Source organism: Bacillus sp. SH7-1 (assembly GCF_008042405.1).
Classification (GTDB): domain Bacteria; phylum Bacillota; class Bacilli; order Bacillales; family Bacillaceae_G; genus Bacillus_A; species Bacillus_A thuringiensis_N.
Genome location: NZ_QNUD01000003.1, coordinates 1 through 26,113, shown reverse-complemented (window position 1 = coordinate 26,113; position 26,113 = coordinate 1). Strand labels below are relative to the sequence as shown.

Genomic DNA, 26,113 nt, shown 5'->3' with positions numbered 1-26,113 from the left:
AAGTGTACATGCATTAGAAATATGAAGGAGGAAATTTCCTATGAAGAAGAAAACAGTTGGGTATTTAGCGATTGCAGGTGCTTTATCATTCGGAATCATTGGAGGAGTCGGTATTCCGGCATTCGCGGCAACGAATACTTCAGCAGCTGAGCAAGCTACAAAAACGGTGAAAAAAGATTTAGATGACGCTACAAAACAAAAAGTAAAAACGATTATGGACGATACAAAGAAACAGCTAGAGGAACTAGGTGTTAAGCTTCCTGAAAAAGAGAAGCGTAAAGACATGTTCACAGGATTAGATGATCAGTCGAAAGAAAAAGCGAAGTCCATTTTAGAACAAGAGAAATCCGGAAAATTAACACGAGAACAAGCAAAAGAGGAATTAACAAAGTTAGGCGTGAAAATGCCGGAGAAAGGTAAGCATGGAGACATGTTTGCTAACTTAGATGAACAGGCGAAAGAGAAAGCGAAGTCAATTTTAGAGCAAGAGAAATTCGGAAAATTAACACGAGAACAAGCGCAAGAGGAATTAACGAAATTAGGTGTGAAAATGCCGGAGAAGGGTAAGCGTAAAGACATGCTTGCTAACTTAGATGAACAGGCGAAAGAACAAGTGAAGTCAATTTTTGAACAAGAAAAGTCCGGCAAACTAACGCATAAGCAAGCAAAAGAAGAATTAACAAAACTAGGTGTGAAACTTCCAGAGAAAGAGAAGCATGAAGACATCTTTGCGGGATTAGATGAGGCAACAAAAACAAAAGCAAAATCGATTTTAGAGCAAAAGAAATCTGGAAAATTAACGCATGAGCAAGCAAAAGAAGAATTAACAAAATTAGGTGTAAAACTTCCAGAGAAAGAGAAGCGTGAAGACATCTTTGCGGGATTAGATGAAGCAACAAAAACAAAAGCAAAATCGATTTTAGACAATGAAAAGAAACAATTAGAGGCATTGAATGTTGATTTACCGCACCATAAGTTTTTTATGAAAAAAGATGAGAAATAATTGAATGAAGTCGTATCTTTCGTGTGGGCAACCGGAAGGTACGTGCAAGGGCCGATTTCTATAAGTAGAAATCGGTCCCTTTTAATGAGGCATTGAAATTCTTTTCATTGTTAGTATGTATCCGAAGACGCAGTAGAAGATTGCAAAACCAATAAACACTTCCGTATATTGATATTTACCCAATACGTAGAAGGAAACGGCTGGTATAATAGCTACCGCTAAAATGCTATAACCAGGATACTTGTGCCTGAACATGATAGCGAATAGAACAGAAAGAAATGTAGCGATGATACAAAAAACAGCAATCATTATTGGTGCACCTCCTATATGGATTATACCATTTTTAGGGAATTAGAGAAGTGGCGTAACTTCTGTTATAATATAAGAAGAGAAATATTTCGTATGTTATATAAAAAAATATATTGATTTTTTCTAACAATTCAATATAATGAACAATAACTACAAAATTCGACATCAAGAAGTGATGATGAGGACACGATCAATTTTTTACGATTCTCAGAGAGGGAAGCCTTTGGCTGTGAGCTTCCTAATACGAAAAAATGGATTACCACCTCTGAACTGCAGCAGTGAACGAACATCTAGTAATTGCTTGCCGGCAAAAACCGTTATTTAGACTTGAGAAATTGGTGAAGTGTGTTACTTTACGAATTGAAACAAGGGTGGAACCACGAATATAACACTCGTCCCTTTTTTAGGGAGGAGTGTTTTTTTATTTCATTTTTGCATCACACTAGGATTGGAAGGAGGATACGCAGCATGCATCATGATGAGAAGAACAAAATTGGTTTAACGGTAGCACTTTCTATCGTAGTAGGAACGATTATTGGATCTGGTGTGTTTATGAAACCAGGGAGCGTATTAGATTACTCAGGGAGTTCTAATATGGCGATTCTTGCTTGGGTAATTGGTGGTCTGTTGACGTTAGCAAGTGGTTTAACAGTAGCTGAAATTGGAGCGCAAATCCCGAAAAATGGTGGGTTGTATACGTATTTAGAGGAGATTTACGGAAGTTTTTGGGGATATTTATCAGGCTGGATGCAAACGATTGTGTATGGACCAGCTATTATTGGAACATTAGGGTTATACTTTAGTTCTTTAATGATTAATTTTTTCTATTTAGATAAAGTATGGAATTTACCAATCGCAATTGGAACAGTTGTGTTCCTTGGCGTTGTAAATAGTATGGGAACAAAATACGGAGGTATCGTTCAAACGATTACGACAATCGGAAAGATGATTCCAATCGTATTAATTGTTGTGTTAGGTTTTTGGAAAGGAAATAGTGATATCTTTAACGTAGTTGTGCCAATATCAGAAAATCAGAGTATCGGGATGGCAATTTTAGCAACGTTATTTGCTTATGACGGCTGGATTCTACTTGCTTCGATTGGCGGAGAGATGAAAAATCCAACAAAGTTATTACCGAAAGCTATGACAGTTGGGATTTTAATTGTAACAGCTGCTTACGTATTAATTAATTTGGCGTTACTGAATGTATTACCAGCAACACAAATTGTAGACCTTGGAGAAAATGCAACAGCGACAGCTGCAGGAATGCTACTTGGAGAATATGGCGGGAAAATTATTAGTATCGGTATTATCGTTTCTATTTTCGGTTGTTTAAATGGAAAGATTTTAACGTTCCCACGTATCCCGATGTCGATGGCAGAACGTGGACAACTTCCATTTGCTAAGTTTATTGCAAAGGAAAGCCCAAGATTTAAAACACCAGCAAATGCGATTACTGTTGAAATCATTTTAGGAATTATTTTAATGATTATTAGTGATCCGAATAAGCTATCTGAGATTTCCGTATTCATTATTTATATTTTCTATGTAATGACGTTTATTGGTGTCTTCATTTTAAGAAAACGTAATAAAAATAAAGAGCGTGCATACAGTGTACCGTTATTCCCAATCGTACCAATCGTTGCAATTTTAGGTTCATTCTTTGTAATTGGCAGTGCAATTATAAATGATCCAGTAAGTTGTTTCTTATCAATTGGAATTGTCTTTACGGGACTACCGGTATATTGGTATTTAAATAAGAAGAACAAAACTGAAGTGTCATGATTGAAAGGTAGGCGTATAATACGTCTACCTTTTTTACTGTAAAAAAATGTACTTGCTTACAGTTTCTATTTTGGTTACTATAGTCGTAGTAACCAAAATAGAAAGCGTGGGGAAAGACTTGAATTTTCGTGTGTATATTTTAGCTATCGCGGCTTTCGTAGTCGGAACGGTTGAGCTAATTATAGGAGGAACGCTCGATTTAGTTGCCAATGATTTAGGAGTGTCTATTAGTGCAGCTGGTCAGCTTATAACAATATTTTCAGTAGTATTTGCTTTATCAGGTCCTGTTTTATTAGCGTTAACAGGGAAGTTTGAAAGAAAAACATTATATGTTGGGGCATTATCAATTTTCTTAATCGGAAATATCATTTCAGCATTTAGTGTGAATTACGGGATGTTAATGTTCTCAAGGGTGATTTGTGCGGCGAGTGGTTCGCTTATTATTGCACTGTCAGTAACACTTGCTTCTAGCGTTGTAGAACCACACTTTCGTGCGCGAGCAATAGGAATCATTTTTATGGGGATTAGTGGATCGCTCGTACTTGGAGTACCACTTGGTCTTGTACTTGGAAACGCATATGGATGGCGTGCACCATTTGTATTAATTTCGATTTTAACAGTTATGGCAATTGCTTGTATTTCATTATTTTTAACGAAAGTACCACCGACATCAGTGTTATCGATAAGAGAACAAATTGCTACGTTAAAAGATAAAAAAATTGTCAGTGCACAGTTAACATCATTCTTATTTTTAACGGGTCATTTAACACTATATGCATATTTAACGCCTTTCTTAAAAGATGTGATGCATGTGGAAGCGAATTGGATTAGTGTATTTTACTTCATTTTCGGAATTGCGGCGGTACTTGGAGGTGGCCTGGGGGGCTTTCTTGCTGATAAATGGGGATCGAAGAAAAGTATTATTTCCATCATTATCGTATTTGCATGTGCGATCTTCCTATTGCCATTAATGACATTCTCATTTCCGCTGTTCATTATTATGATGGGACTTTGGAGTATGCTGAGCTGGGCTATTTCGCCAGCACAACAAAATTATTTAATTGAAATTGCACCAGAATCAGCTGGTATTCAGCAAAGTTTAAATAACTCTGCCCTTCACTTAGGAATTGCGCTCGGTTCAACAGTAGGCGGAGTTGTTATTGAGAAATCGTCTGTTATATATAATGCTTGGGTAGGAGGCGGCTTTATTATATTAGCGCTGCTTTGTGCAATTTTCTCGATTACGAGAGGACGTTCTACTCAGTTCGCGAAAGAAGAATCTATCGTTTGATAGGTTCTTTTTATTTGTAAAAAATTGCAGGTTTTAGTAGAAAAGTGGAGAATTTGTATGTAGCGAGGTGATGTATATGTATACAAATTTTTCAATTATCGGCTTTCTAATTTCAATGCTTCCGTTGTTTCTTATTATTCTTGCACTTAGATGGGTTCGTTTCATCTATCAAAACTCTGAGAAACAAGTGGAGCAAAATGAGAAAATGATTGAGCTGTTGACGGAGATAAAGGAAAAAGATAAGTAATATGTATTCGTTAGAAATTTTTTTCTTGTAAGTTAAAAGGGCACTTATAAAGTGCCTTTTTTATTATATTTGAAAATTGAAAACGTTTAATATATATTTGTCAATAGCAGCGTGAGAACAAACAATTTTAAAGTGGCTTATTACTTTGGAACTTTCTCAACAATTCGACAAGATACTACAAAAAAACCACCTATTCTCTTTTTTTCACTATAAGTACAATGAAACAGTAAGATTGCTTCATGTAGAAATTAATATATGGTGGTGGAGAGAATGAAACGAAAGATGGTAGGAAAATGGTTTAGTTTTTTAAGTGCTCTTATTATTTTATTAGGAATTGCAATGCCACAAGTAAAGGCAGAAGTAATGAACAAAGAAACATATAAGATGGATTGGAGCTATAGTAATTCAAAACAGCGTGAAATAAAGACAGAAATAATTAAAACGGCTTCGGGTAGTATTGCGTATTGTTTAACGCCTGATTTACGTTCTCCCAATGGAGAGGATTTGCCTGAAATGGGGAAAACATCTGATGCCGTATATCGTGTTTTATTAAATGGATATCCTCAAAAAAGCCCATCTGAATTAGGTGCAGAGACAACGGAAGAAGCGCATTATGCTACACAATTAGCAGTATGGATTGCAGCAAATGAATTAACGGAAGAAGATTTAGTTGCAAAAAATGAACGTGTACATAATCTTATGAAGCGTTTAGTAGAGGCTTCAAAAAAAGAAACTGGATCACAAGATGTATTCTTTAAAGTTAATCCTGTAGATCCACAAACTGCTACACAAAAAGGTGATTATTTAGAAACAGGATTTTATGCAGTACAAACAAATGCGGTATCTGGCTCTTATACAATTCTTCCTGAAAATGCTCCTAAAGGGCTTCGAATTGTAAATGAAAATGGAGAAGAGAAAAGCATATTATCAATTAACGAAAAATTCAAAATCTTAATCCCGAAAGATACGAGTAGTGGTAATTTTAAAATGAAAGTGAAGTCTACTTTAACAAATTTACAAGCAATAGCTTTTAAAGGATCAGAAAAAGTTCAAAATACAACGGTATTGTTACAAAGAAATAGTGAAAAAATCAGTACAGATTTAGTTGTAAATTGGGAATCAGTAGGCTCTTTAAAGATTATGAAATTAGGAGAAAAAAAGGAATTATTAAAAGGAGCGGTGTTTGAAGTTTCTAATGAAAACTTTAAACAAAATGTTACGACTAATGATAAGGGGATTGCAGAGTTAGGGAATCTTCCAATCGGTATATATAGCGTCAAAGAAATTCAAGCGCCAGCTGGATATGTGTTAGACGGAAGTGTTAAAAAAATTGAAGTGAAAACTGGTGAAACTGCTGTATTAGAGTTAAAAAATGAAAATGTAAAAGGTGAATTAGAAATAACGAAAGTAGATGTAGCGGATGGGAATACGAAACTGCCGAACGCAGAATTTACAATCTACAACGAACAAGGGAAAGAAGTAGTAAAAGGGAAAACGGATGAAAAAGGAATATCGTAAATAAAACGTTCAAGATAAGAAAGTAGAAGGCGAGTTAGAAATAACGAAAGTAGAGATGGGAATACGAAACTGCCGAACGCAGAATTTACAATCTACAACGAACAAGGGAAAGAAGTAGTAAAAGGGAAAACGGATGAAAAAGGTATAGCGAAATTCAAATTACCATACGGAAAGTACAAGTATAAAGAAACAATAGCGCCAAATGGATATGTAATAAATGAAGAGACGTTCGCATTTGAAATAAAAGAGAATGGAGAAATTATTAAACATATCGTTCAAGATAAGAAAGTAGAAGGCGAGTTAGAAATAACGAAAGTAGATATAGCGGATGGGAATACGAAACTGCCAAATGCAGAATTTACAATCTACAACGAACAAGGGAAAGAAGTAGTAAAAGGGAAAACAGATGAACAAGGTATAGCGAAGTTCAAGATAAGAAAGTAGAAGGCGAGTTAGAAATAACGAAAGTAGAGATGGGAATACGAAACTGCCAAATGCAGAGTTTACAATCTACAACGAACAAGGGAAAGAAGTAGTAAAAGGGAAAACAAATGAGCAAGGTATAGCGAAATTCAAACTACCATACGGAAAGTACACGTATAAAGAAACAATCGCACCGAATGGATATGTAATAAATGAAGAGACGTTCGCATTTGAAATAAAAGAGGATGGAGAAATTATTAAACATATTGTAAAAAATAAGAAAGAAGAAAAGACATCGCCTCCTTCTAAGCCAAATAAGCCAACGCCGAATGGAGAAGTGAAACCTTCCGTTGATGTGAAGCCGATGCAACAACCTAATACTCATAATGAAGTGCGTTTGCCAGCTACTGGCGGCGTCAGCAATGAATTTACGGTTTTATTTGTTTTAGGGCTTGGTTTTATTATTGCAGGAGCTTATGTGTTAAAGAGAAAAAATAGAAAAGAAATGTAGAAAAAAACGCCTTGTAATAGAGGCGTTTTTTTAGTATCTCAACTTCATCAACAAACTCTTAATTTCCTCATCTTCCATAAAGAGGTCATGGTGTTTCTGGGTAATCTTTGCAAGTGCAACGTCATGATAGAAAAATTCTGTAAAGAACTTCACGAAAGGTTGTGACATTGTTTTCATCGCTTGCCATGACTCTTGCTCTACACCAGCAAATAAAATTTCGCGGTCGTCAACGATGAGCAGTAAGTATCGCTCTAGCGCGTTAGGTTCTTCGGCTGGGATTAGAAAATGCATGTTTTCTAAGTCTGTTTCTACGTTTCCAACGATAAGGGATTCGGTTGTGACGCCTTGTTTTGCTTTTTCTTCTAATAACGGAAGATATTCTAAAAGAGTATCGTTCCAAGCTGAAATGCGAATCGATTCTTTTGCACTTTCGATAAGTTCTTTACTTTGAACGCGAATAGAAGATTGCATTTTTAAGCTCCACACACGGTCATCTGTAAATGATTTTTTCGATATAGTTGTCTCCAATTCTTTAATATTGGATTGGAATTCTGTCGTTAATTTTTCAATTGCTAGCTTGAGTGGTAATGCTGTATACATCTTTTTCTTCTCCGAAACAGAATCCATTACCATTCCTTTATCGATCAGGCGTGCTAGCACTTCATATATTTTTGCTTTTGGCACACCAGAATGCTTCACAATCGTTGTAGCATCTAATGGCTCGTTGCTTGATACGACAACTTCGTAAGCTTGGCTTTCATATTGTGAGAAACCGAATTTTTGTAACATAGTTCCCTCCGAACGAATGAGATTATAGTTTAAGGATAATGAACTATTTGTTTTTGCACAAGTGGTAGTAGGTTTTCTACTCAGATTGAGGTGAGAATTAGTTTCAATTTTTTAATTTTATCTATTATACTTAATATAATGATTAATAAGATTTAAATTCAATGCGAAGGGGATGCTTTGGGGGATATGTTAAGAAGTTTACGTTTAAAAATTGCGGTAGTATTTTCGGTACTTATTTCTATGATGTTCGTAATATTGGGTACAGCTATGTATGAATTACAGAAAGAGAAGGAAGTGCGCTCCTTAGACCAGTATTCTCAAAATACGATGGATCTTGTGACAGAGCAACTTACGACATTTGTTCAAAGAACGGATGAAGATATGGGGTATTATGCGAACAGTGAGATGGTTCGTAATATGCTTCAAGACGGAGTTACTCCAGAAGAGGAAGCTTTTTTGACGAAAGAGTTTTCGGAGTATAAAAAGAATCATCCTGGCATTTTAGACTTATATATTGGTACGAAAGATAAAAAAACATTAAGTGCCAATCTTGCTGAAGGTGGACAAGTGCCAGAAGGATATGACCCAACGACAAGACCTTGGTATAAAGACTCAGAAGCTGATGTGAAGAAGGTTCACTGGGGACAACCTATGTATGAAATTGCAACAGGTAAGCTAAGTGTGGGAGTTTCTAAAGCAATTACAGCTCAAGATGGATCTGTATTAGGTGTTGTGGCGATGGATGTATCGCTCGGAACAATTCAGAAATTACTTCATAATATTCAATACAATAACGGCGGAGAAATGTTTATTATAAATGATAAAAATATGGCTCTTGTTTACCCAGAGAAAATCGGGAAAGATGTTTCGAAAGAGCCACTTGTGAAGAGTTTAAATAAAGATGTAACAAAATATGCTGTCACTACATTAAAAGGTGAAGATGTAGTTGCATATAGTCAGTCATTTGATTTGATGAAATGGAAGATAGGAATTTTTTATCCGAAAGAAACAATTGATGGGCTATTAAATAGTACAAGAAATACAGTCATTATAATGGCATGTATTAGCCTATTCGTTGGAATCGTAGCTTCATACTTGTTCTCAAGAAGATTAGCAAGACCACTGCAACTATTAACGAATCACGTTCAAAAAGTAGCAGAAGGTGATTTAACGTTGCAAATGAAAGTGACAAGTAAGGATGAAGTTGGAGAATTGACGAACCATTTTAATCATATGGTTGAGCAAATGAATGAAATGGTAAGCAAAATTAAAAACAGTGTATCAACCGTACAAGAATCAACGAATAATCTACATTATTTAACGAATGAAACTGTAGCAGCTAGTAGAGAAGTGTCAGGTGCAATGGATGATGTGAGCGGAGGAGCTTCTACGCTTGCTAATAGTGTAGATGAAGTTTCAGAGCAGCTCGAGAATATGGCGCAGTCAGTGGAACAAATGAATAATTCAGTCGGTGACATAAAAGACGTGGCTGGCAAAGCTGAAGAGGCATCTAAGCAAGGATTAAATACGATGCGTAATTTAGTCCGTACAAGGGGTCAATCATCTTCGATTGTTGTTCATACAGAGGAAGCATCCGGAAAGTTAGAGCAAAGAGTTGGATCGATTCAAAATGTTGTAGAACTTATAAAAGGTATTTCGGATCAAACGAATTTACTTGCTTTAAATGCTTCGATTGAGGCAGCACGTGCAGGGGAACAAGGTAAAGGCTTTGCTGTTGTAGCGGAAGAAGTCCGAAAGTTAGCGGAACAATCGAAAGAGGCTACGGGAGAAATTGCAACGATGATTGGTGATGTACAAGTAGAGGTAAAACGAGTTGTAGAAGTTATAAGTAAATTGAAAGACATTGCGGATATACAAAATAATGTTACGACAGAGGCAGAGGCGGAATTCCGTACAATTATGTCAGTTGTAAATACGATTAGTACTTCAGTGGAACAAATTGTAGAAGAGGTACATAACATTGGTCACGAGCAAGGAGAAATTACAGCGGTCATGCATACGATTGCTGGTACGAGTCAAGAAAGCGCAGCTGTTTCTGAAGAAGTGAATGCTGCAACTGAATCACAAGTGAATCATCTAGAAAAGGTAGCTCATACAATGGAAAGCTTGACGGAGCATATGAGAGACTTAGAAAGATTGGTTGAGCAATTTAAAATAGAGGAATAACAAATTAGTAAAATGATGCGTATTTCGGTAAAATAGACAATGGATATATAAGAAACGATTATTAGGAGGAAAACTACTATGGCAATTGTTGACGTATCGATTATTCCAGTAGGAACAGGTAATCCAAGTGTTAGTGAATATGTAGCAGAAGTACAAAAGGTGCTAGAGAAAAATGCAGATCGCGTGAAGTATCAATTAACACCAATGAATACAGTTATTGAAGGAGATCTTCCTGTCATTCTAGAAGTTATTCAACAAATGCATGAAGTTCCATATACGAAAGGTGCACAGCGCGTTGCAACAACAATTCGTATCGATGATCGTCGTGATAAAGTAAGTACAATGGAGAAGAAATTAAACTCTGTTCGATCAAAATTATAAAAAAAAGCAGCGATTTTCGCTGCTTTTTTCATATAGGAGGTAGATAAGATGAGTGAAAAGTTTAACGAACAATTTGATGGGTTATTAGAAAAATACACGGAACTACTACTTGGAGAGAGCAATGAAGAGAGAAAAGAACAGGTGCAGAAGTGGGCACTGTATTCTTACATAGCGAAGACGATGCCGGCTTTAGTGAAGCATTGGAATGAGACGTATCCCGATGCGAAAGAAGAGATGGTGCAGTTAATTACGGATATTAAAAAAATGAATGAAGAGAAGAGAAATGAGCAGTGAGAAAACTTGAGGTGAATGTTACCTCAAGTTTTCTTGATTAATATCCTCATATAATTTACATGGAATATAAAGGGTTTTATAGGCATGTCGAATATTTTCGACATGCCTATTTTGTACCTAGTAAACTCCATTTTTCTAAATGTCGAAAAATATTTCAGGCATATTTATAAGCGGGAATATAGGGTTTTAAATGTTTTTATAGTATTTTATAAATTATCTAAATAATTATTTGTATCCAATAATTTTAAACAATGATATAATTTTGAAGAGGGGTAAAAAACAGATAAATTAAGTCATAGGGGTGAATTACATGGAACAATTAATGCGAAATTCGTTTCTTTTCTTATCTAAAAATAAAGCGCTAACAAAACTGGCTAAAAAGTACGGTTTACGCTTTGGTGCAGGTCGCTTTGTCGCAGGGGAGACGATTGAATTAGCGACGGCAGCTATTAAACAATTGAACAAGCAAGGTCTTTGTGTAACAATCGATTATTTAGGGGAATTCGTTGATAATGAAGCGGAAGCAAATGAAATGGCTAACCAATCGATTGAAGCAATCCGTGCAATTGGAAGAGAAGGTCTTGATTCGCAGCTTTCTTTAAAGATGACTTCTATGGGATTAGATATCTCTGATGAAATCGTAATGAACAATATGCGCCGTATTTTGGAAGCTGCCAAAGAAAATGGTGTGTTTGTTACAATTGATATGGAAGACTATACACGCTGTGGGAAGACGATTGATATCTTTAAGCAGTTAAAGTCTGAATACGATAATATTGGTACTGTTATTCAAGCTTATCTGTATCGTACAGAAAAAGATATGGAAGAATTAAATGCTTATAGTCCTAATTTACGTCTTGTAAAAGGAGCTTATAAAGAACCTGAAGAGGTAGCGTTCCCGGATAAGAAAGATGTAGATGATAACTATAAAAAAATTATTAAAATGCACTTATTAAATGGAAATTATACTGCAATTGCTTCACATGACGAAGCGATTATTGAATATACGAAAAAACTTGCCGAAGAACACAACATCCCAAGAGACCAATTTGAGTTCCAGATGTTATATGGTATTCGCAATGAGCGTCAACTTGAGCTAGTAAAAGAAGGTTACAAAATGCGTGTTTATGTGCCTTATGGAAACGACTGGTATGGCTACTTCATGCGTCGTCTAGCAGAGCGTCCAGCAAACGTTGCGTTCGTATTAAAAGGTATGGTTAAAAAATAACCAAGGAGAAAACACTCCTTGGTTATTTTAATTGCTGAAATGCGTAATGTGCCATTTTCTTCGTATCAGGATATAGTTGCGTGCGAGTAGAAGATAATACAACATTAATGACGCGTTTACCGTCTTTTTCATCCACTGTTACGACCGTATATTTTCCGAGTGCTGATAGACCGCTTTTACTTCCAATTGCATATGGATCGTCATATAGTTCTTCTCGTCCATAGTTTGCGATGTTTGGAGAGCGTTCTGAAGTATGTAGAGTTGTACGCGTTGAATTCATATATTCTAAAACAACTGGGTACTTCAATGCTTCTTTCGTAATCATAGCAATGTCATATGGTGATACTTTGTTTCCTAGTGCATCAGCACCACTTGCGTTTTTGAAAGTCGCATGTTTTGTACCAAGTTCCTTCGCTCTAGCATTCATCATTTTTACAAATTCATTTTTTGATCCTGCAATATGTTCTGCGATGGATTCGGCTATTGGGTCCGCACTAATGATAAGCATAAGCTTTAATGCCTCATCTCTCTTTAACCTTTCCCCAGCACGAAGCTTAATTTTCTTACTTTGACTTTCTGTTTTAATCGCGTTTTCTGTAACTGTAATTTCTTCATCTTCTTTTACATTCTCTAGTAGGAGAAGGGTTGTCATCATTTTGGCTATACTAGCTGGATAAGAGCGTTCATCTTCACGTTTTCCATACAAAATTTCACCTGTGTCTGCATCGATTGTAATTCCGTATTGCCCAGTAATACTAGGTTGATCGGCTCTTACAGCTTGTTGTCTTTGTGCATAAGAGAAGAAAATCATCCCTGTAAAAAGTGTAGCAATCATTACAATCATAACTATTGTTCGTTTCATTATAATTCCCTCATTTGTTACAAATAAATTGGGCAGAAAAAGCAGCCATTACCCATTATGCCACGTTCTCTGCCCAAAAATATAGCGTTATTTTTCGCCCATATTATGTTTCTTATATTGTTGATTATTACCTTGACGGCCTTTTTCTACACCGTGATTATGCGGACCTGCATTTCCAGTTACGCTTGCTGCACTAATTCCAGCCTTTGAAGGGTTCTTCTTAAGTTTTGCCATATATATTCCTCCAGTTTCGTCAGATTATAAAAAGGGAATGTGTATTTGAGTGAAGAAAATACATATATAGCATAGCCAAATGAAAGAAAAATATTTATTTCAGAAAATTTTATCAATAAATATATTGCGAAAATTCAAACTGTATCATATATTTATTAGTAGAGGCTCACTCATTGATTGCGACTTATGTCGAAAAATTGAATGAGCATTCATTCAAGAATAGGGGGAGAATTGGATGTTCCAAATTAAAAAGGCTGCTGTTCTAGGTTCAGGCGTAATGGGTTCAGGGATTGCGGCACACTTAGCTAATATTGGTATTCCGACATTATTGCTTGATATTGTACCACCTGCGCTTACGAAAGAAGAGGAAGCGAAGGGACTTACATTAGAACATAAAAGTGTGAGAAATCGTTTTAGTAATACAGCATTGCAAAAACTATTAAAGCAAAAACCAGCTCCTCTGACAGTGAAAGGAAATCTAGCACTGATTGAAGCAGGTAACTTAGAAGATGATCTTGAGCGTCTTGCTGATGTAGATTGGATTATTGAAGTAGTAGTTGAGAACTTAGATGTTAAAAAGACACTATTTGAAAAAGTAGATGCTGTTCGTAAACCAGGTTCTATTGTAAGCTCGAATACGTCAGGCATTTCAGTTGAAAAAATGGCAGAAGGTCGTTCAGACGACTTCCAGAAACACTTCTTAGGCACACACTTTTTTAACCCACCACGATATTTAAAACTTCTAGAGGTAATACCGACGAAAGAAACTGATCCACAAGTATTAAGCTTCATGAAACTATTTGGCGAAGACGTTCTTGGAAAAGGCGTTGTTATCGCAAAAGACACACCAAACTTTATTGGAAACCGCATTGGTACGTACGGTTTATTAGTAACTCTTCAAGAGATGGTAAAACGCGGCTATAGCATTGGGGAAGTTGATTCTGTAACAGGCCCACTTATTGGTCGTCCGAAGAGTGCAACGTTCCGTACATTAGATGTTGTCGGTTTAGATACATTTGTACACGTTGCAAATAACGTATATGAAAACGTACAAGAAGAAGAGCGTGATGTATTTAAGGTACCAGCTTTCATGCATGACATGCTTGATAAAAAATGGCTTGGAAGCAAAACAGGTCAAGGCTTCTTCTTAAAACAAGGAAAAGAAATTCTAGAATTAAATCCAGAAACGATGGAGTACGAAGCTCGCAAAAAATTAAAAGCTGCATCTATCGAGTTAAGTAAACAAGAAAAAGGTTTATCGAATAAATTGAAAGCGCTTGTATATGCGAAAGACCGTGCAGGAGAGTTGTTATGGAACATCATTACACCGACTCTTTTATACTCTGCAAAACTTCATAAAGAAATTGCTGACGATATCGTTGCAATTGACCAAGCGATGAAGTGGGGCTTCGGCTGGGAGCAAGGACCGTTTGAGGTTTGGGATGCAATCGGCGTTGAAAAATCTGTTCAAAAGATGGAAGAAAACGGCGTAGTTGTTCCTACTTGGGTGAAAGAAATGTTAGAGAAAGGTTTCACTACTTTCTATAAACATGATAACGGAGATAGCTACTATTACGATAATGGCGAATATAAGCTAATCGAGCGTAATAAAAAAGCAATTTCTCTTAAGCAATTAAAAGCGAAAAATGGTGTATTAAAGAAAAATAGCGGAGCGAGCTTAATTGATTTGGGCGACGGCATCCTTTGCTTAGAGTTCCATTCGAAGAGCAATGCAATCGGTATGGATATTACGCAAATGATTAACTACGCTGTTGATGAAGTAGAAAAGAATTATAAAGGTCTTGTTATCGGTAACCAATCGAAGAACTTCTGCGTTGGTGCGAATCTAGCAATGATCTTAATGGAAGCACAAGACGACAATTACTTTGAAATTGAGTTGGTTGTGAAAAACTTCCAAGATGCAATGACGAAAATTAAGTACTCTTCTAAGCCAGTTGTAGCAGCACCATACGGTATGACGCTTGGCGGAGGTACAGAAGTTTGCTTACCGGCTGCTAGCATTCAAGCTTCTAGTGAAACGTATATGGGCTTAGTAGAAGTTGGTGTTGGCTTAATCCCTGGCGGGGGCGGTAATAAAGAGCTATACATTAAACACTTAAATAAAATGCCAAACGGTGTAGAGTTTGATCTGCAAAAAGTTGCGAATAAAGTGTTCGAATCTGTAGCGATGGCGAAAGTTTCTACATCAGCACAAGAAGCTGTATCGAACAACTTCTTAGGCGATAAAGACGGTATTAGTGTGAATGGTGATCACTTACTATATGATGCGAAACAGAAAGCACTTGCTTTATATGAAGCTGGCTATAAAGCGCCGATCCGCAAAAAGATACCAGTTGTTGGCGAAACAGGATATGCAACTCTTGTACTTGGTGCAGAAGCGATGCATTTATCAGGTTACATTTCTGAACATGATCTTCACATTGCGAAGAAACTTGCATATGTCATTGCGGGCGGAAAAGTACCGTACGGAACAGAAGTTGATGAGCAATATTTATTAGATGTAGAACGTGAAGCATTTATTAGCTTAGTAAGTGAGATGAAGTCACAAGCAAGAATGCAGCACATGCTTGTAAAAGGAAAGCCATTACGTAACTAATAACGAGGGGAGATATCGTTCATGAGAGAAGCTGTCATTGTTGCGGGAGCAAGAACACCAATTGGAAAAGCAAAGAGGGGTTCATTAAAAACAGTTCGTCCTGACGATCTAGGGGCGTTAGTAGTAAAGGAAACGTTAAAGCGTGCGAATTATGAAGGACCAATCGATGACTTGATTTTCGGTTGTGCGATGCCAGAAGCAGAGCAAGGTTTAAATATGGCTCGTAATATCGGCGGATTAGCAGGACTTTCTTACGATGTTCCAGCTATTACAATTAACCGTTACTGTTCTTCAGGTTTACAAAGTATCGCTTACGGAGCAGAGCGCATTATGCTTGGTCACTCGGAAGCGGTATTATCAGGCGGAGCGGAATCAATGAGTTTAGTTCCAATGATGGGACACGTTGTTCGTCCAAATAGTCGCCTTGTAGAAGCGGCTCCAGAATATTATATGGGCATGGGACATACAGCAGAGCAAGTTGCTGTGAAATATGGAATTTCTCGTGAAGAGCAAGATGCATTTGCAGTAAGAAGTCATCAACGTGCTGCAAAAGCGTTAGCTGCAGGGAACTTTGCTGATGAAACAGTATCTGTAGATGTAACGTTACGTACTGTTGGATCAAATAACAAACTGCAAGAAGAAACAATCATTTTCGCACAAGACGAAGGTGTAAGAGCAGAAACGACGCTAGACATTTTAGGTAAATTACGTCCAGCATTTAACGTTCGCGGTTCTGTAACAGCTGGTAACTCTTCACAAATGAGTGACGGTGCAGCATCTGTACTATTAATGGATCGTGAAAAAGCAGTGAGCGATGGCATGAAGCCACTTGCGAAATTCCGTTCATTTGCAGTAGCTGGCGTACCACCAGAAGTAATGGGAATCGGCCCAATTGCTGCAATTCCAAAAGCGCTAAAACTAGCAGGCTTAGAGCTATCTGATATCGGTCTATTTGAACTAAATGAAGCATTCGCTTCTCAATCCATACAAGTTATTCGTGAACTTGGATTAGATGAAGAAAAAGTAAACGTAAACGGCGGTGCAATCGCACTTGGACATCCACTTGGCTGTACAGGAGCAAAATTAACACTATCTCTTATTCACGAAATGAAACGCCGCAACCAACAATTCGGTATCGTAACAATGTGTATCGGCGGCGGAATGGGAGCAGCGGGAGTGTTTGAATTACTATAAAAAAAGTGGAAGTGGCTCGCTCAGAATGTGAGGGGGATGGAGCTTCAGACGAAGAGGCGCTTTTTGCCTCGCAGGAAGAAGTGAAGCCACCGAACATTCTAGCCGCTGGAACTGGATTATAAAAAAGAATGGAAGCAACAAAGGTTTATAAAAAATAAACGGGAGAGCCAGCTTCTTTCAAAAAGAGAGAAGCTGCTCATGAAAATATGAAGGAGGAAATTTTCATGGAAAAAACAGTAGGAAATGCGGTTAAAGGCGGTAGCTTTTTAGTAGATGAGATTACGATTGATCAAGTGTTTACGCCAGAAGATTTTTCATCTGAGCATAAAATGATTGCAAAAACGACAGAGGACTTTATCGTAAATGAAGTTCTTCCAGAGCTTGAATATTTAGAGCAACATGAGTTTGATCGTTCAGTTCGTCTTTTAAAAGAAGCTGGGGAACTTGGTTTATTAGGCGCTGACGTACCAGAAGAGTACGGCGGAATTGGTCTTGATAAAGTAAGTTCAGCGTTAATTGCAGAGAAATTCTCTCGCGCTGGCGGTTTTGCAATTACTCACGGTGCTCACGTAGGTATCGGATCTTTACCAATCGTATTATTCGGTAACGAAGAGCAAAAGAAAAAGTATTTACCATTACTTGCAACTGGTGAAAAATTAGCTGCATACGCATTAACAGAGCCAGGTTCAGGGTCTGATGCATTAGGTGCGAAAACAACTGCACGTTTAAATGCAGAAGGTACACATTACGTATTAAATGGTGAAAAACAATGGATTACAAACTCAGCATTTGCTGACGTATTTATCGTATACGCAAAAATTGATGGAGAGCACTTCTCAGCATTTATCGTAGAGAAAGAATACGCTGGTGTATCTACAAGCCCAGAAGAAAAGAAAATGGGTATTAAATGTTCTTCAACTCGTACGTTAATTTTAGAAGATGCGTTAGTACCGAAAGAAAACTTACTTGGTGAAATCGGTAAAGGTCATATTATTGCGTTCAACATTTTAAATATCGGTCGTTATAAATTAGGTGTTGGTACAGTTGGATCTGCGAAACGTGCAGTAGAAATTTCAGCACAATATGCAAACCAACGTCAACAGTTCAAACAACCGATCGCTCGCTTCCCATTAATTCAAGAGAAGCTTGCGAATATGGCAGCAAAAACATATGCAGCTGAAAGCTCTGTATACCGTACAGTAGGTTTATTCGAAAGCCGCATGAGCACATTATCTGAAGAAGAAGTAAAAGATGGTAAAGCAGTAGCAGCTTCTATTGCTGAATATGCAATCGAGTGCTCTTTAAATAAAGTATTCGGTTCTGAAGTACTAGATTATACAGTAGATGAAGGTGTTCAAATTCACGGTGGTTACGGATTTATGGCAGAGTACGAGATTGAAAGAATGTACCGCGATTCTCGTATTAACCGTATTTTCGAAGGAACGAACGAAATTAACCGCCTAATCGTACCAGGTACGTTCTTACGTAAAGCGATGAAAGGTGAATTACCACTTCTTCAAAAAGCACAAAAATTACAAGAAGAGTTAATGATGATGATGCCAGAAGAAGTAGGCGATGAGCCATTAGCACTTCAAAAATATTTAGTAAGTAACGCGAAGAAAATCGGCTTAATGGTAGCTGGATTAGCTGCTCAAAAATACGGTAAAGCATTAGATAAAGAGCAAGAAATTCTTGTGAATATCGCTGACATCGTAAGTAACCTATACGCAATGGAGTCAGCTGTTCTTCGTACAGAAAAAGCAATTAAAATGACTGGTCTTGAAAAGAATAAACAAAAAGTGTTATACACTGAAGTATTCTGCCAAGAAGCATTCAACGAAATTGAAGCAGATGCGAAAGAAACACTTATCGCAGTTGAAAATGGCGACATGCTGCGCATGATGTTATCATCATTACGTAAATTAACACGCCACACACCACTTAACGTAATTCCGAAGAAACGTGAAATCGCTGCGAAAATTTTAGAAGATGAGCGTTACACAGTTTAATACCTTTAAAGAACAGTAGTCGTTTATACGACTACTGTTCTTTTTTTTGAAAAAAATAAATTTTTAGTGACATAAAACTAATACCATTAGTATAATAAAACTAATAGTATTAGTTTTCGTGAAAAGGGAGATGGGAATATGAGAATGATGCATGAAAAAACGGTATATCAATTGTCATTTTTGCCAAGAGTGTTTCCTGTGAATTGTTACTTTGTGGAGGAAGAAGATGGTTTAACTTTAATTGATGCTGCTTTGCCATATAGCGCAAAAGGGATTTTACAGGCGGCTGAGAAAATAGGAAAACCAATTACTAAGATTGTATTAACACATGCGCATGATGATCACATCGGTGCATTAGACGCATTAAAGGAAGTACTTCCTGACGTTCCAGTCTATATTTCTAAGCGGGACGCAAAGCTGTTAGAAGGAGATACGACGTTACAAAAGGATGAACCAAATACGCCAATAAAAGGCGGTGTACCTAAAAAGATAAAAACGGTACCTGATGTTTTATTGGAAGATGGCGACCGAGTTGGATCGCTTCTTGCGATTATCACACCGGGACATACGCCAGGCTCCATGTCGTTTCTTGATGTAAGAAATAAAGCTCTGATTGTCGGGGATGCATTCCAAACAAGAGGAGGTATGGCTGTTTCGGGACAAATGAAATTTTGGTTTCCGTTTCCTGCGATGGCAACGTGGAGTAAAGAAGTCGCATTACAAAGTGCAGAGAAACTAAGCGAATATGAACCTTCCTTGCTTGCGGCAGGACATGGGAAAATGATAAACGATCCAGGGGCTTTCATAGAGCTTGCCATTAAAGAAGCGAAGCGGAATATAGAAAGTAGAAAAGAGGGTTAATTGATGTCACCGAGAATCGGACTTACATTACCGAAAATTGTAGAAACAGCAGCAGAAATTGCGGATGCAAATGGAATACAAGAAGTAACAATAGCTTCATTAGCGCAAAGGTTAGGGATACGTTCTCCCTCACTATATAATCATGTAAAAGGGTTACAAGATGTACGGAAAAATCTTGGTATTTACGGAATACAACAGCTGCATAACAAACTGGAAGAGGCAGTAGAGGATAAATGTATGGATGAAGCAATTCATGCATTAGGAGAAGCATACGTAGCGTTTGTCCGCAAACATCCTGGACTATATGAAGCAACCTTTTTACGAGATGAAGAAGTAAGAAAAGCAGGAGACGGAATTGTGAAGCTTTGTCTTCAGGTTTTACAACAATACGGCTTAGAAGGAGAGAATGCACTTCATGCGACACGTGGATTCAGAAGTATTTGTCATGGATTTGCGTCGATTGAACAGCAGGGCGGATTTGGTTTGCCGTTAGATTTAGATACGAGTTTACATGTATTATTGGAAACGTTTATTAAAGGATTACATGAATAAGAAGCGAGGCAAACAAAAACCTTAGAAGCATTTCTAAGGTTTTTTAGTGCATATGATTCCAAAAGAATGGTAGTCTTTTTCTCATTAAATGATATTATTTTGCAGGTTTGAAAAATGTGTATATGGCTAAGGAAAGGCAAACGAAAATAAATGCAATAGGATCTTGATAGGGACTAGGCTCAGAGCCCTTCTGGATTTCTGTAAGGAAGTTATGTGTTTTCATGTTTATTGCTCCTTTAACTAATAAGTTTTATATGATGCGAGGGTTATGGTGGATAGGAAGTATTTTTTGAAATTTCATATAATAATTATTGCATAGCAATTCTATTCCTAAAACTATAAAATATAAAGTTTTCATAATATGTAAAATTGCATATTATTCTTTTTGTAAAATTTGTTATATTATCTTTATATTTAAATTAAAGGATTTTATTGAGATAAATGAGAATAACTGGAGGGATACTGTGAGTAAAACAGTTTTAGAAGCGTATAGTGTGGAAAGAAAAATCGAGAATATAACATATAAAAATCTATTTGTAATGATAGCAATGATTATAGGGATTTCACTCCTAGGAGGATTATTTCTTGGTTTAGCCTTTGGGATTTATGGAGAAGAAGCATTAAGTACTAAATTAGAAGGATATTATTTACTCTTATTCGATGCAGCTGTTGTTGCTATCGTTTTATTAGCTTATAAACCGGTTCTTCATTTTATTAAATCTATTTGGGATATATCCGTTTTGAAGAGTGGCAAGACATATTTATATCTATTCATTGGTTTTATTTTCATTGCGTTATCACAATATTTAATGTTACATGTATTTAGTTTTGAAAGTGCAGCAGAACAAAAGAAACAATTAGGGAGTTTAGGGCTTCAAAATAGCATACAAAGTATTATATATGTGTTAAGTATTTCTATAATTACACCAGTTAAAGAAGAAATTCTATTTCGAGGTATTTTATATCGATTTTTAGAAAAGAAATATAATTTTTTAGTTAGTATCATTATTTCTTCCTTCATTTTTGGAATTCTTCATGGAGGTCTTCTCATTACGGCAACGATTATGGGAATGGTATTTGCAATGTTATACAAAAAGACGCAATCTATTATACCTAGTATTATTTTACACATTGTATGGAACTTACTTGTGAGTTTAAGTATGATCGTATCTCTATAAAAATGAATACATAACCAGTATAAAAGATGAATGGCTTAGCTATTCATCTTTTATTTTGTATGCACGTGAAAAAGTTAATTCATGTATACAATCAAAAAATAGCTAAATACTAACAGTGAATGGATAAAGAAAGGTAGGAGTATTCTATGCAAAACTTAACAGAGCTTGAAGTAGAAAACTTACGTCATTTAATTGGTGGACACGCAACAATTATTAACAAGTTGGAGCAGTATGCACAGACGTGTACAGATCCACAACTGAAACAAATGCTACAAAAGGATGCGCAAGATGCACGAAATACGAAACAGCAATTAATGACTTTCCTAGGATAGGAGGAAACGGAAAATGAATGAAAAAGATATGGTAAATGATTATTTAGCAGGATTAAATGCAAGTTTAACAAGTTATGCAAATTATATTGCTCAGTCTGATAATGAACAGTTACACCAAACGTTAATCCAAATTCGTAATCAAGATGAAATGCGCCAACGTAATATGTATGAGTACGCAAAGCAAAAGAGTTATTACAAACCGGCAGCACCTGCAAATCCGATGATTGTACAACAATTAAAAAGCCAATTAAGTGCGGAATAACAGGAAAAAGAAAACGAGCGAATTTATTCGCTCGTTTTCTTTTTGTATATGTCAATAAATACATAATAAATATTTTTCCAGTTGTAACAAATATGACGAAAATGGAATATAACAATTCACAAAAAGGACAAAAACTTTGTTCAATATTTCACAAAGTATCCATGGTTTCTATCGTGGAAATCTCTATAATTAGGGGTGTAAAGAGCAAAAGAAATAGATTATATGATCAATTAGGAGAGATTGCTATGAAAAGACATACAAGAAAAATTGCAATTATCGGTACTGGATTAGTTGGATCAAGTTGTGCATATTCCATTGTCAATCAAGGCATTTGCGAAGAGCTATTATTAATTGATATAAATCATGAACGTGCAGTTGGGGAAGCAATGGATTTATCACACTGCATTAACTTTACAAATACAAGAACAAAAGTATATGCAGGAAGTTATGAAGACTGCAAAGATATGGACATTGTTATTATTACAGCAGGACCAGCGCCAAAACCAGGGCAAAGTCGCTTAGATACTTTAGGAGCAAGCGCAAAGATTATGGAAAGTGTTGTTGGCGGCGTAATGGAAAGTGGATTTGATGGTATTTTCTTACTTGCATCGAACCCAGTTGATATTATTACATATCAAGTGTGGAAATTATCTGGATTACCTAGAAATCGTGTAATCGGTACTGGTACATCACTAGATTCTTCTCGCTTAAGAACAATTTTATCTGAAATGTTACATGTAGATCCTCGTAGTATTCACGGGTATTCATTAGGGGAACATGGTGATTCTCAAATGGTTGCTTGGTCACACGTAACTGTTGGTGGAAAACCAATTCTGCAAATCTTAGAAGAACAAAAAGAACGATTTGGTGAAATAGATTTAGATGAAATCGTTGAGAAAACTGCAAAAGCCGGATGGGAAATTTATAAACGTAAAGGAACTACTTATTACGGAATCGGAAATTCTCTAGCATATATTGCAAACTCAATCTTTAACGATGATCATCGTGTCATTGCTGTATCAGCTATTTTAGATGGTGAGTACGGTGAATATGATATTTGTACAGGAGTACCAGCTATTATTACTAGAGACGGTATAAGAGAAATTGTAGAGCTAAATTTAACAGAAGATGAAGAATCTCGATTCGCAAAATCAAACGATATTTTACGTGATTATATGAAAACAATTGGTTACTAACTTATAGGAGAAGGTGAAACAAATGAAGGAATATATAATGTCTCGTGTATTTAAAGCATCAGCTGGAATTGCACAAGGTATTTTCGTATCCCTCGGAATTGGTTTACTAATCGAAAATATAGGAAGAATTGTTGATATTCCGTTGCTTATTACAATTGGAGTTGTTGCAAAATCACTTATGGCACCAGCCATTGGTGCTGGAATTGCCTTTATGCTCGGTGCAAACGGTCTTGTAATCTTCTCGGCTATGGTAGCTGGAGCGATTGGTGCCGGATCTATTTCAATTACTGAAGCAGGTCTAATTATTAAAACAGGTGAGCCAATCGGTGCATTATTAACAGCAACTTTAGCTGTATATATTGGTAAACGTTTAAGTGGAAAAACAGCGTTAGATATGATGCTCGTTCCATTTGCGGCCATATTAGGTTCTGGTTTAGTTGGTATTTGGTTATCTCATAATATTACTCCTGTTTTAAATACAGTTGGAGCATTTATTAAAGATAGTTCAGCTGGTAGCCCGTTCATCGCTTCTATTGTCATTGCAGTCGTTTGGGGACTATTACTTATCTCTCCAGCTTCATCAGCTGCGTTAGCGATTGCACTTAGCTTAGACGGTGTTGCAGGTGGTGCTGCTCTTGCAGGTTGCGTTGCTCAGTTTATCGGATTCTCTGTCATCTCTGCGAAAGAAAACAATTTAGGCGGTATATTAGCTCAAGCTCTTTGTACTCCGAAAGTACAGTTGCCGAATATTACTAAAAACCCAATGATTCTCGTCCCAACTGTCGTCGCCAGTGCTATAGTTGGTCCAGTATCAGCATTAATTTTCCAACTGGAAGCAGGAAAAGAAATTGCAGGCCTTGGATTAAGTTCTCTTATCGCACCAATTAATTTAATTTCTAGCGAAGGATGGGAAGTTGTCCCAGCGATGGTAATCACTTATATCATCATTCCAGTAGCTGTTTCTTATATACTTTACATTGCTCTTAAAAAAGCAGGTCGTATTCACTCTGGTGATATGACTGTACCGCAATCTTAAATTGAAAATCTCCTTAATAATAGATAAAAGCAGACTGTAGAAGCCACAGTCTGCTTTTTGTTATGGTTACATTTTATGATTTTGTTTTACTGGAACACGTACAGTTTCTTTTGCTAATAACAGCTGAACGCCGAAGTAAAGTATGCTTGCAAGCGTCATTCCAGAAATGGCGTCTACAAATGCGTGTTGCTTCGTAAATAGCGTTGATAAAATAATAAGCGTACCGAAGAAGGTAAGAATGTAATATTCAAAAGCATGTTGTTCTCTACGTTTAAAGGCAGCTAGCATAATGACAAATGTAGTAAGAACATGAATGCTAGGGAAACAGTTGACCGGTTGATCGATACTATAAATATAGCGGACTAGTTCGGAAAATACGTCTGATCCAACGACTGTTGGACGTGGTACAGTTGTCTGCCAAAAATAATAAATAGAAAAACAAGCAAGTTTTCCAAGAATGACACTACTTAAAGTGACATAATATTGCTTTCGATCTGCAAAGCAGTAATAAATAAGTGCGCCGTATAAGTAAGGAAACCAAAGTAAATAAGGAATAATAAATGCTTTCACAAATGGAATCCAATCATCTACTACAGTTGTGACATCTACTGCGTGAACAGCCGATTTATTTAATACATCGTAAAGGGGACTTACGAGTACGAGTAGAAGTATATAACTTAACGGAAGAAAAGATGAAAGTTTAAATTTCTTCATAATAATCTCCTATGTTTAGTAATGTAAGTAAATTCAATTGATTATAATATAGAAACGTAATTTGGGCTATCGATTTTGCTTACATTTTCTTGAATTCACCTTACGTTTTTGTCACTTGACTGAAAAGAAGGGGAGGGTGCTAAATGAAGCGTTTATCGTATTTCTTAGTTTTTATATTGATATGCCTAGCGAGTGCTGGGTGTGCAATGGATAAAGAAGGAGAGAAATTAGAATATAACGGAAGAGCACTCGTAATTGGAGTTGTTGGAGAAAAACCGAAAGATACGTTTAGGAATATAAAGTTTGAGGAAATGAAGTTAGAGGAACTGGAAAAGAAATCTAAGGAAGTGGATGGTTTTCTAATAATGAAAGCTCACTTTCAAGAAGCCTCAACAGATCAGTATAAAAATGTATTTTCATCGCTAAAGAAACCAGTGTTTTTTATCGGTTTACAAGATAAATCATATTCGATTTTTATTACAAAAGGGATAGAGTATAACAGTGCCCGAAAAGATGTAAATGCTATGTATACGCAAGGGTTTGCAAATATCGGAAGTGGTGAAGGACAACAATGGGCAGTTGGTTTATCGAATGGTGGAAATACAGAAGAAAGTATTCATAATATGTATGTCGTAGTATTTCAAACAATTGCAGATTATTTGAATAGATGATGAAGGGGCCTGTAAACGAGGCTTCTTATTTTTTTATGTAGAAGCTAGTTTAAGTATGGGGAATGCAGAAGTTGCTGCTAAAATAGATAAAAATGGTTTTGAACTTGGGGAGGAGACCTCTTTAGCAAAATATGAAGCGGGTATAGATAGCATGATTTACATCTTGATGGTTCAGCCTCACTTGGACAAGCCGGGAGTTTACTAAAGATAAGTTCAAGTGGATTTAAAGTGAATTTCCCTCGGGAACTTGGAGCTAGTCCTGTGGGTACAGTTGTTGAAGTAGAGATAAAGTAAAAGGAGTATCTTTTATGACTTTAGAAAGTTTGAAAAAATTTTTAAAAATTCTTTTTGTTATTTGTTTTTTTTGTACTATTATTTTTACAATGTTTGATGCTACATATAATTTAAAAGAAAAAATAATCTTTTCAT

24 protein-coding genes, 3 pseudogenes and 1 other annotated feature are annotated in these 26,113 nt (G+C 36.5%); of the genes and pseudogenes, 22 read left to right on the top strand and 5 right to left on the bottom strand.

All coding sequences use genetic code 11. The features are described from left to right. Positions 1–40 precede the first annotated feature (40 nt). Complete coding sequence (locus tag DN390_RS01015) at positions 41–1,003, top strand: hypothetical protein (protein WP_147806388.1); 963 nt, start codon at positions 41–43, stop codon at positions 1,001–1,003. A gap of 81 nt (positions 1,004–1,084) precedes the next feature. On the opposite strand, the gene DN390_RS01010 is transcribed toward DN390_RS01015, so the two are convergent. Further along, positions 1,085–1,312, bottom strand: a complete 228-nt coding sequence (locus DN390_RS01010; RefSeq protein WP_060632784.1) for a hypothetical protein — start codon at positions 1,310–1,312, stop codon at positions 1,085–1,087. A gap of 166 nt (positions 1,313–1,478) precedes the next feature. After that, positions 1,479–1,715 (top strand) — a binding site (T-box leader). 65 nt (positions 1,716–1,780) lie between these two features. Here DN390_RS01010 and DN390_RS01005 point away from each other — a divergent pair. From DN390_RS01005 to DN390_RS31570, 5 genes and pseudogenes are all read left to right on the top strand, one after another. After that, the gene (locus DN390_RS01005) at positions 1,781–3,097 is read left to right on the top strand and encodes an APC family permease (RefSeq protein ID WP_060632783.1); all 1,317 of its coding nucleotides are present in this window, start codon (positions 1,781–1,783) and stop codon (positions 3,095–3,097) included. A 106-nt stretch (positions 3,098–3,203) separates the two neighbouring features. Next, positions 3,204–4,388 (top strand): MFS transporter, encoded by a 1,185-nt coding sequence (locus DN390_RS01000; RefSeq protein ID WP_060632782.1) that lies wholly within the window; start codon positions 3,204–3,206, stop codon positions 4,386–4,388. 76 nt (positions 4,389–4,464) lie between these two features. After that, complete coding sequence (locus tag DN390_RS30535; protein WP_060632781.1) at positions 4,465–4,635, top strand: hypothetical protein; 171 nt, start codon at positions 4,465–4,467, stop codon at positions 4,633–4,635. A 270-nt stretch (positions 4,636–4,905) separates the two neighbouring features. Beyond that, positions 4,906–6,597, top strand: a pseudogene (locus DN390_RS00995) (SpaA isopeptide-forming pilin-related protein). Between the two features lie 40 nt (positions 6,598–6,637). After that, a pseudogene (locus tag DN390_RS31570) lies at positions 6,638–7,087 on the top strand (prealbumin-like fold domain-containing protein); the annotation flags it as partial. 30 nt (positions 7,088–7,117) lie between these two features. Here DN390_RS31570 and DN390_RS00990 read toward each other — a convergent pair. Continuing rightward, positions 7,118–7,876, bottom strand: a complete 759-nt coding sequence (locus DN390_RS00990) for a TrmB family transcriptional regulator (protein ID WP_147806387.1) — start codon at positions 7,874–7,876, stop codon at positions 7,118–7,120. 186 nt (positions 7,877–8,062) lie between these two features. On the opposite strand from DN390_RS00990, the gene DN390_RS00985 reads away from it, so the two are divergent. From DN390_RS00985 to DN390_RS00970, 4 genes are all read left to right on the top strand, one after another. Further along, positions 8,063–10,063 carry a methyl-accepting chemotaxis protein gene (locus tag DN390_RS00985; RefSeq protein WP_147806386.1) on the top strand — a complete coding sequence of 667 codons (2,001 nt, stop codon included), beginning with the start codon at positions 8,063–8,065 and terminating at the stop codon, positions 10,061–10,063. A gap of 78 nt (positions 10,064–10,141) precedes the next feature. Then, the gene (locus tag DN390_RS00980; RefSeq protein ID WP_001018862.1) at positions 10,142–10,444 is read left to right on the top strand and encodes an MTH1187 family thiamine-binding protein; all 303 of its coding nucleotides are present in this window, start codon (positions 10,142–10,144) and stop codon (positions 10,442–10,444) included. A 48-nt stretch (positions 10,445–10,492) separates the two neighbouring features. Further along, positions 10,493–10,738 carry a YusU family protein gene (locus tag DN390_RS00975; protein WP_097950934.1) on the top strand — a complete coding sequence of 82 codons (246 nt, stop codon included), beginning with the start codon at positions 10,493–10,495 and terminating at the stop codon, positions 10,736–10,738. A gap of 310 nt (positions 10,739–11,048) precedes the next feature. Further along, complete coding sequence (locus DN390_RS00970) at positions 11,049–11,966, top strand: proline dehydrogenase family protein (protein ID WP_048528283.1); 918 nt, start codon at positions 11,049–11,051, stop codon at positions 11,964–11,966. A 22-nt stretch (positions 11,967–11,988) separates the two neighbouring features. On the opposite strand, the gene DN390_RS00965 is transcribed toward DN390_RS00970, so the two are convergent. Both DN390_RS00965 and DN390_RS00960 read right to left on the bottom strand, forming a co-directional pair. Further along, a complete protein-coding gene (locus DN390_RS00965) occupies positions 11,989–12,828 on the bottom strand; it encodes a D-alanyl-D-alanine carboxypeptidase family protein (protein ID WP_147806385.1) in 840 nt (279 codons plus the stop codon). Between the two features lie 87 nt (positions 12,829–12,915). Further along, complete coding sequence (locus DN390_RS00960) at positions 12,916–13,062, bottom strand: YuzL family protein (protein WP_001096344.1); 147 nt, start codon at positions 13,060–13,062, stop codon at positions 12,916–12,918. 235 nt (positions 13,063–13,297) lie between these two features. Here DN390_RS00960 and DN390_RS00955 point away from each other — a divergent pair, with 235 nt between their 5' ends. From DN390_RS00955 to DN390_RS00910, 10 genes are all read left to right on the top strand, one after another. Continuing rightward, positions 13,298–15,679: a 3-hydroxyacyl-CoA dehydrogenase/enoyl-CoA hydratase family protein gene (locus tag DN390_RS00955; protein WP_147806384.1), complete on the top strand. Its 2,382-nt coding sequence runs from the start codon at positions 13,298–13,300 to the stop codon at positions 15,677–15,679. 21 nt (positions 15,680–15,700) lie between these two features. Beyond that, positions 15,701–16,873, top strand: coding sequence for an acetyl-CoA C-acetyltransferase (locus tag DN390_RS00950; RefSeq protein WP_001206343.1), 1,173 nt, complete (start codon positions 15,701–15,703; stop codon positions 16,871–16,873). A 224-nt stretch (positions 16,874–17,097) separates the two neighbouring features. After that, positions 17,098–18,882 carry an acyl-CoA dehydrogenase family protein gene (locus DN390_RS00945; RefSeq protein WP_179955721.1) on the top strand — a complete coding sequence of 595 codons (1,785 nt, stop codon included), beginning with the start codon at positions 17,098–17,100 and terminating at the stop codon, positions 18,880–18,882. 138 nt (positions 18,883–19,020) lie between these two features. Further along, positions 19,021–19,743, top strand: coding sequence for an MBL fold metallo-hydrolase (locus DN390_RS00940; RefSeq protein ID WP_098265709.1), 723 nt, complete (start codon positions 19,021–19,023; stop codon positions 19,741–19,743). Positions 19,744–19,746: 3 nt separating this feature from the next. After that, positions 19,747–20,295, top strand: a complete 549-nt coding sequence (locus tag DN390_RS00935) for a TetR/AcrR family transcriptional regulator (protein WP_097950938.1) — start codon at positions 19,747–19,749, stop codon at positions 20,293–20,295. Positions 20,296–20,759: 464 nt separating this feature from the next. Continuing rightward, positions 20,760–21,473, top strand: coding sequence for a CPBP family intramembrane glutamic endopeptidase (locus DN390_RS00930; RefSeq protein WP_147806382.1), 714 nt, complete (start codon positions 20,760–20,762; stop codon positions 21,471–21,473). A 146-nt stretch (positions 21,474–21,619) separates the two neighbouring features. Further along, positions 21,620–21,805 (top strand): hypothetical protein, encoded by a 186-nt coding sequence (locus tag DN390_RS00925; RefSeq protein ID WP_001180555.1) that lies wholly within the window; start codon positions 21,620–21,622, stop codon positions 21,803–21,805. 13 nt (positions 21,806–21,818) lie between these two features. Further along, positions 21,819–22,067: a spore coat protein gene (locus DN390_RS00920; protein WP_001002987.1), complete on the top strand. Its 249-nt coding sequence runs from the start codon at positions 21,819–21,821 to the stop codon at positions 22,065–22,067. A 245-nt stretch (positions 22,068–22,312) separates the two neighbouring features. Next, positions 22,313–23,263 (top strand): L-lactate dehydrogenase, encoded by a 951-nt coding sequence (locus DN390_RS00915; RefSeq protein WP_000820657.1) that lies wholly within the window; start codon positions 22,313–22,315, stop codon positions 23,261–23,263. 22 nt (positions 23,264–23,285) lie between these two features. Next, positions 23,286–24,299, top strand: a complete 1,014-nt coding sequence (locus DN390_RS00910; RefSeq protein ID WP_000666176.1) for a PTS sugar transporter subunit IIC — start codon at positions 23,286–23,288, stop codon at positions 24,297–24,299. A 66-nt stretch (positions 24,300–24,365) separates the two neighbouring features. On the opposite strand, the gene DN390_RS00905 is transcribed toward DN390_RS00910, so the two are convergent. Next, positions 24,366–25,013: a phosphatase PAP2 family protein gene (locus DN390_RS00905; RefSeq protein WP_000713749.1), complete on the bottom strand. Its 648-nt coding sequence runs from the start codon at positions 25,011–25,013 to the stop codon at positions 24,366–24,368. 143 nt (positions 25,014–25,156) lie between these two features. Here DN390_RS00905 and DN390_RS00900 point away from each other — a divergent pair, with 143 nt between their 5' ends. Then, positions 25,157–25,684 (top strand): hypothetical protein, encoded by a 528-nt coding sequence (locus DN390_RS00900; RefSeq protein WP_147806381.1) that lies wholly within the window; start codon positions 25,157–25,159, stop codon positions 25,682–25,684. Positions 25,685–25,739: 55 nt separating this feature from the next. Continuing rightward, positions 25,740–25,978 (top strand): annotated as a pseudogene (locus tag DN390_RS31565) (hypothetical protein). The last annotated feature ends 135 nt before the right edge of the window (positions 25,979–26,113 follow it).

What these genes read in the sequence shown, in the direction of transcription:
- DN390_RS00960 (WP_001096344.1), bottom strand. Translation starts at nt 13,062, where the DNA reads ATGGCAAAACTTAAGAAGAACCCTTCAAAGGCTGGAATTAGTGCAGCA.
- DN390_RS00940 (WP_098265709.1), top strand. Translation starts at nt 19,021, where the DNA reads ATGAGAATGATGCATGAAAAAACGGTATATCAATTGTCATTTTTGCCA.
- DN390_RS00925 (WP_001180555.1), top strand. Translation starts at nt 21,620, where the DNA reads ATGCAAAACTTAACAGAGCTTGAAGTAGAAAACTTACGTCATTTAATT.
- DN390_RS01005 (WP_060632783.1), top strand. Translation starts at nt 1,781, where the DNA reads ATGCATCATGATGAGAAGAACAAAATTGGTTTAACGGTAGCACTTTCT.
- DN390_RS00945 (WP_179955721.1), top strand. Translation starts at nt 17,098, where the DNA reads ATGGAAAAAACAGTAGGAAATGCGGTTAAAGGCGGTAGCTTTTTAGTA.
- DN390_RS30535 (WP_060632781.1), top strand. Translation starts at nt 4,465, where the DNA reads ATGTATACAAATTTTTCAATTATCGGCTTTCTAATTTCAATGCTTCCG.
- DN390_RS00975 (WP_097950934.1), top strand. Translation starts at nt 10,493, where the DNA reads ATGAGTGAAAAGTTTAACGAACAATTTGATGGGTTATTAGAAAAATAC.
- DN390_RS00970 (WP_048528283.1), top strand. Translation starts at nt 11,049, where the DNA reads ATGGAACAATTAATGCGAAATTCGTTTCTTTTCTTATCTAAAAATAAA.
- DN390_RS01015 (WP_147806388.1), top strand. Translation starts at nt 41, where the DNA reads ATGAAGAAGAAAACAGTTGGGTATTTAGCGATTGCAGGTGCTTTATCA.
- DN390_RS01010 (WP_060632784.1), bottom strand. Translation starts at nt 1,312, where the DNA reads ATGATTGCTGTTTTTTGTATCATCGCTACATTTCTTTCTGTTCTATTC.
- DN390_RS00915 (WP_000820657.1), top strand. Translation starts at nt 22,313, where the DNA reads ATGAAAAGACATACAAGAAAAATTGCAATTATCGGTACTGGATTAGTT.
- DN390_RS00955 (WP_147806384.1), top strand. Translation starts at nt 13,298, where the DNA reads ATGTTCCAAATTAAAAAGGCTGCTGTTCTAGGTTCAGGCGTAATGGGT.
- DN390_RS00900 (WP_147806381.1), top strand. Translation starts at nt 25,157, where the DNA reads ATGAAGCGTTTATCGTATTTCTTAGTTTTTATATTGATATGCCTAGCG.
- DN390_RS00910 (WP_000666176.1), top strand. Translation starts at nt 23,286, where the DNA reads ATGAAGGAATATATAATGTCTCGTGTATTTAAAGCATCAGCTGGAATT.
- DN390_RS00990 (WP_147806387.1), bottom strand. Translation starts at nt 7,876, where the DNA reads ATGTTACAAAAATTCGGTTTCTCACAATATGAAAGCCAAGCTTACGAA.
- DN390_RS00965 (WP_147806385.1), bottom strand. Translation starts at nt 12,828, where the DNA reads ATGAAACGAACAATAGTTATGATTGTAATGATTGCTACACTTTTTACA.
- DN390_RS00935 (WP_097950938.1), top strand. Translation starts at nt 19,747, where the DNA reads ATGTCACCGAGAATCGGACTTACATTACCGAAAATTGTAGAAACAGCA.
- DN390_RS00980 (WP_001018862.1), top strand. Translation starts at nt 10,142, where the DNA reads ATGGCAATTGTTGACGTATCGATTATTCCAGTAGGAACAGGTAATCCA.
- DN390_RS00985 (WP_147806386.1), top strand. Translation starts at nt 8,063, where the DNA reads ATGTTAAGAAGTTTACGTTTAAAAATTGCGGTAGTATTTTCGGTACTT.
- DN390_RS00905 (WP_000713749.1), bottom strand. Translation starts at nt 25,013, where the DNA reads ATGAAGAAATTTAAACTTTCATCTTTTCTTCCGTTAAGTTATATACTT.
- DN390_RS00950 (WP_001206343.1), top strand. Translation starts at nt 15,701, where the DNA reads ATGAGAGAAGCTGTCATTGTTGCGGGAGCAAGAACACCAATTGGAAAA.
- DN390_RS00920 (WP_001002987.1), top strand. Translation starts at nt 21,819, where the DNA reads ATGAATGAAAAAGATATGGTAAATGATTATTTAGCAGGATTAAATGCA.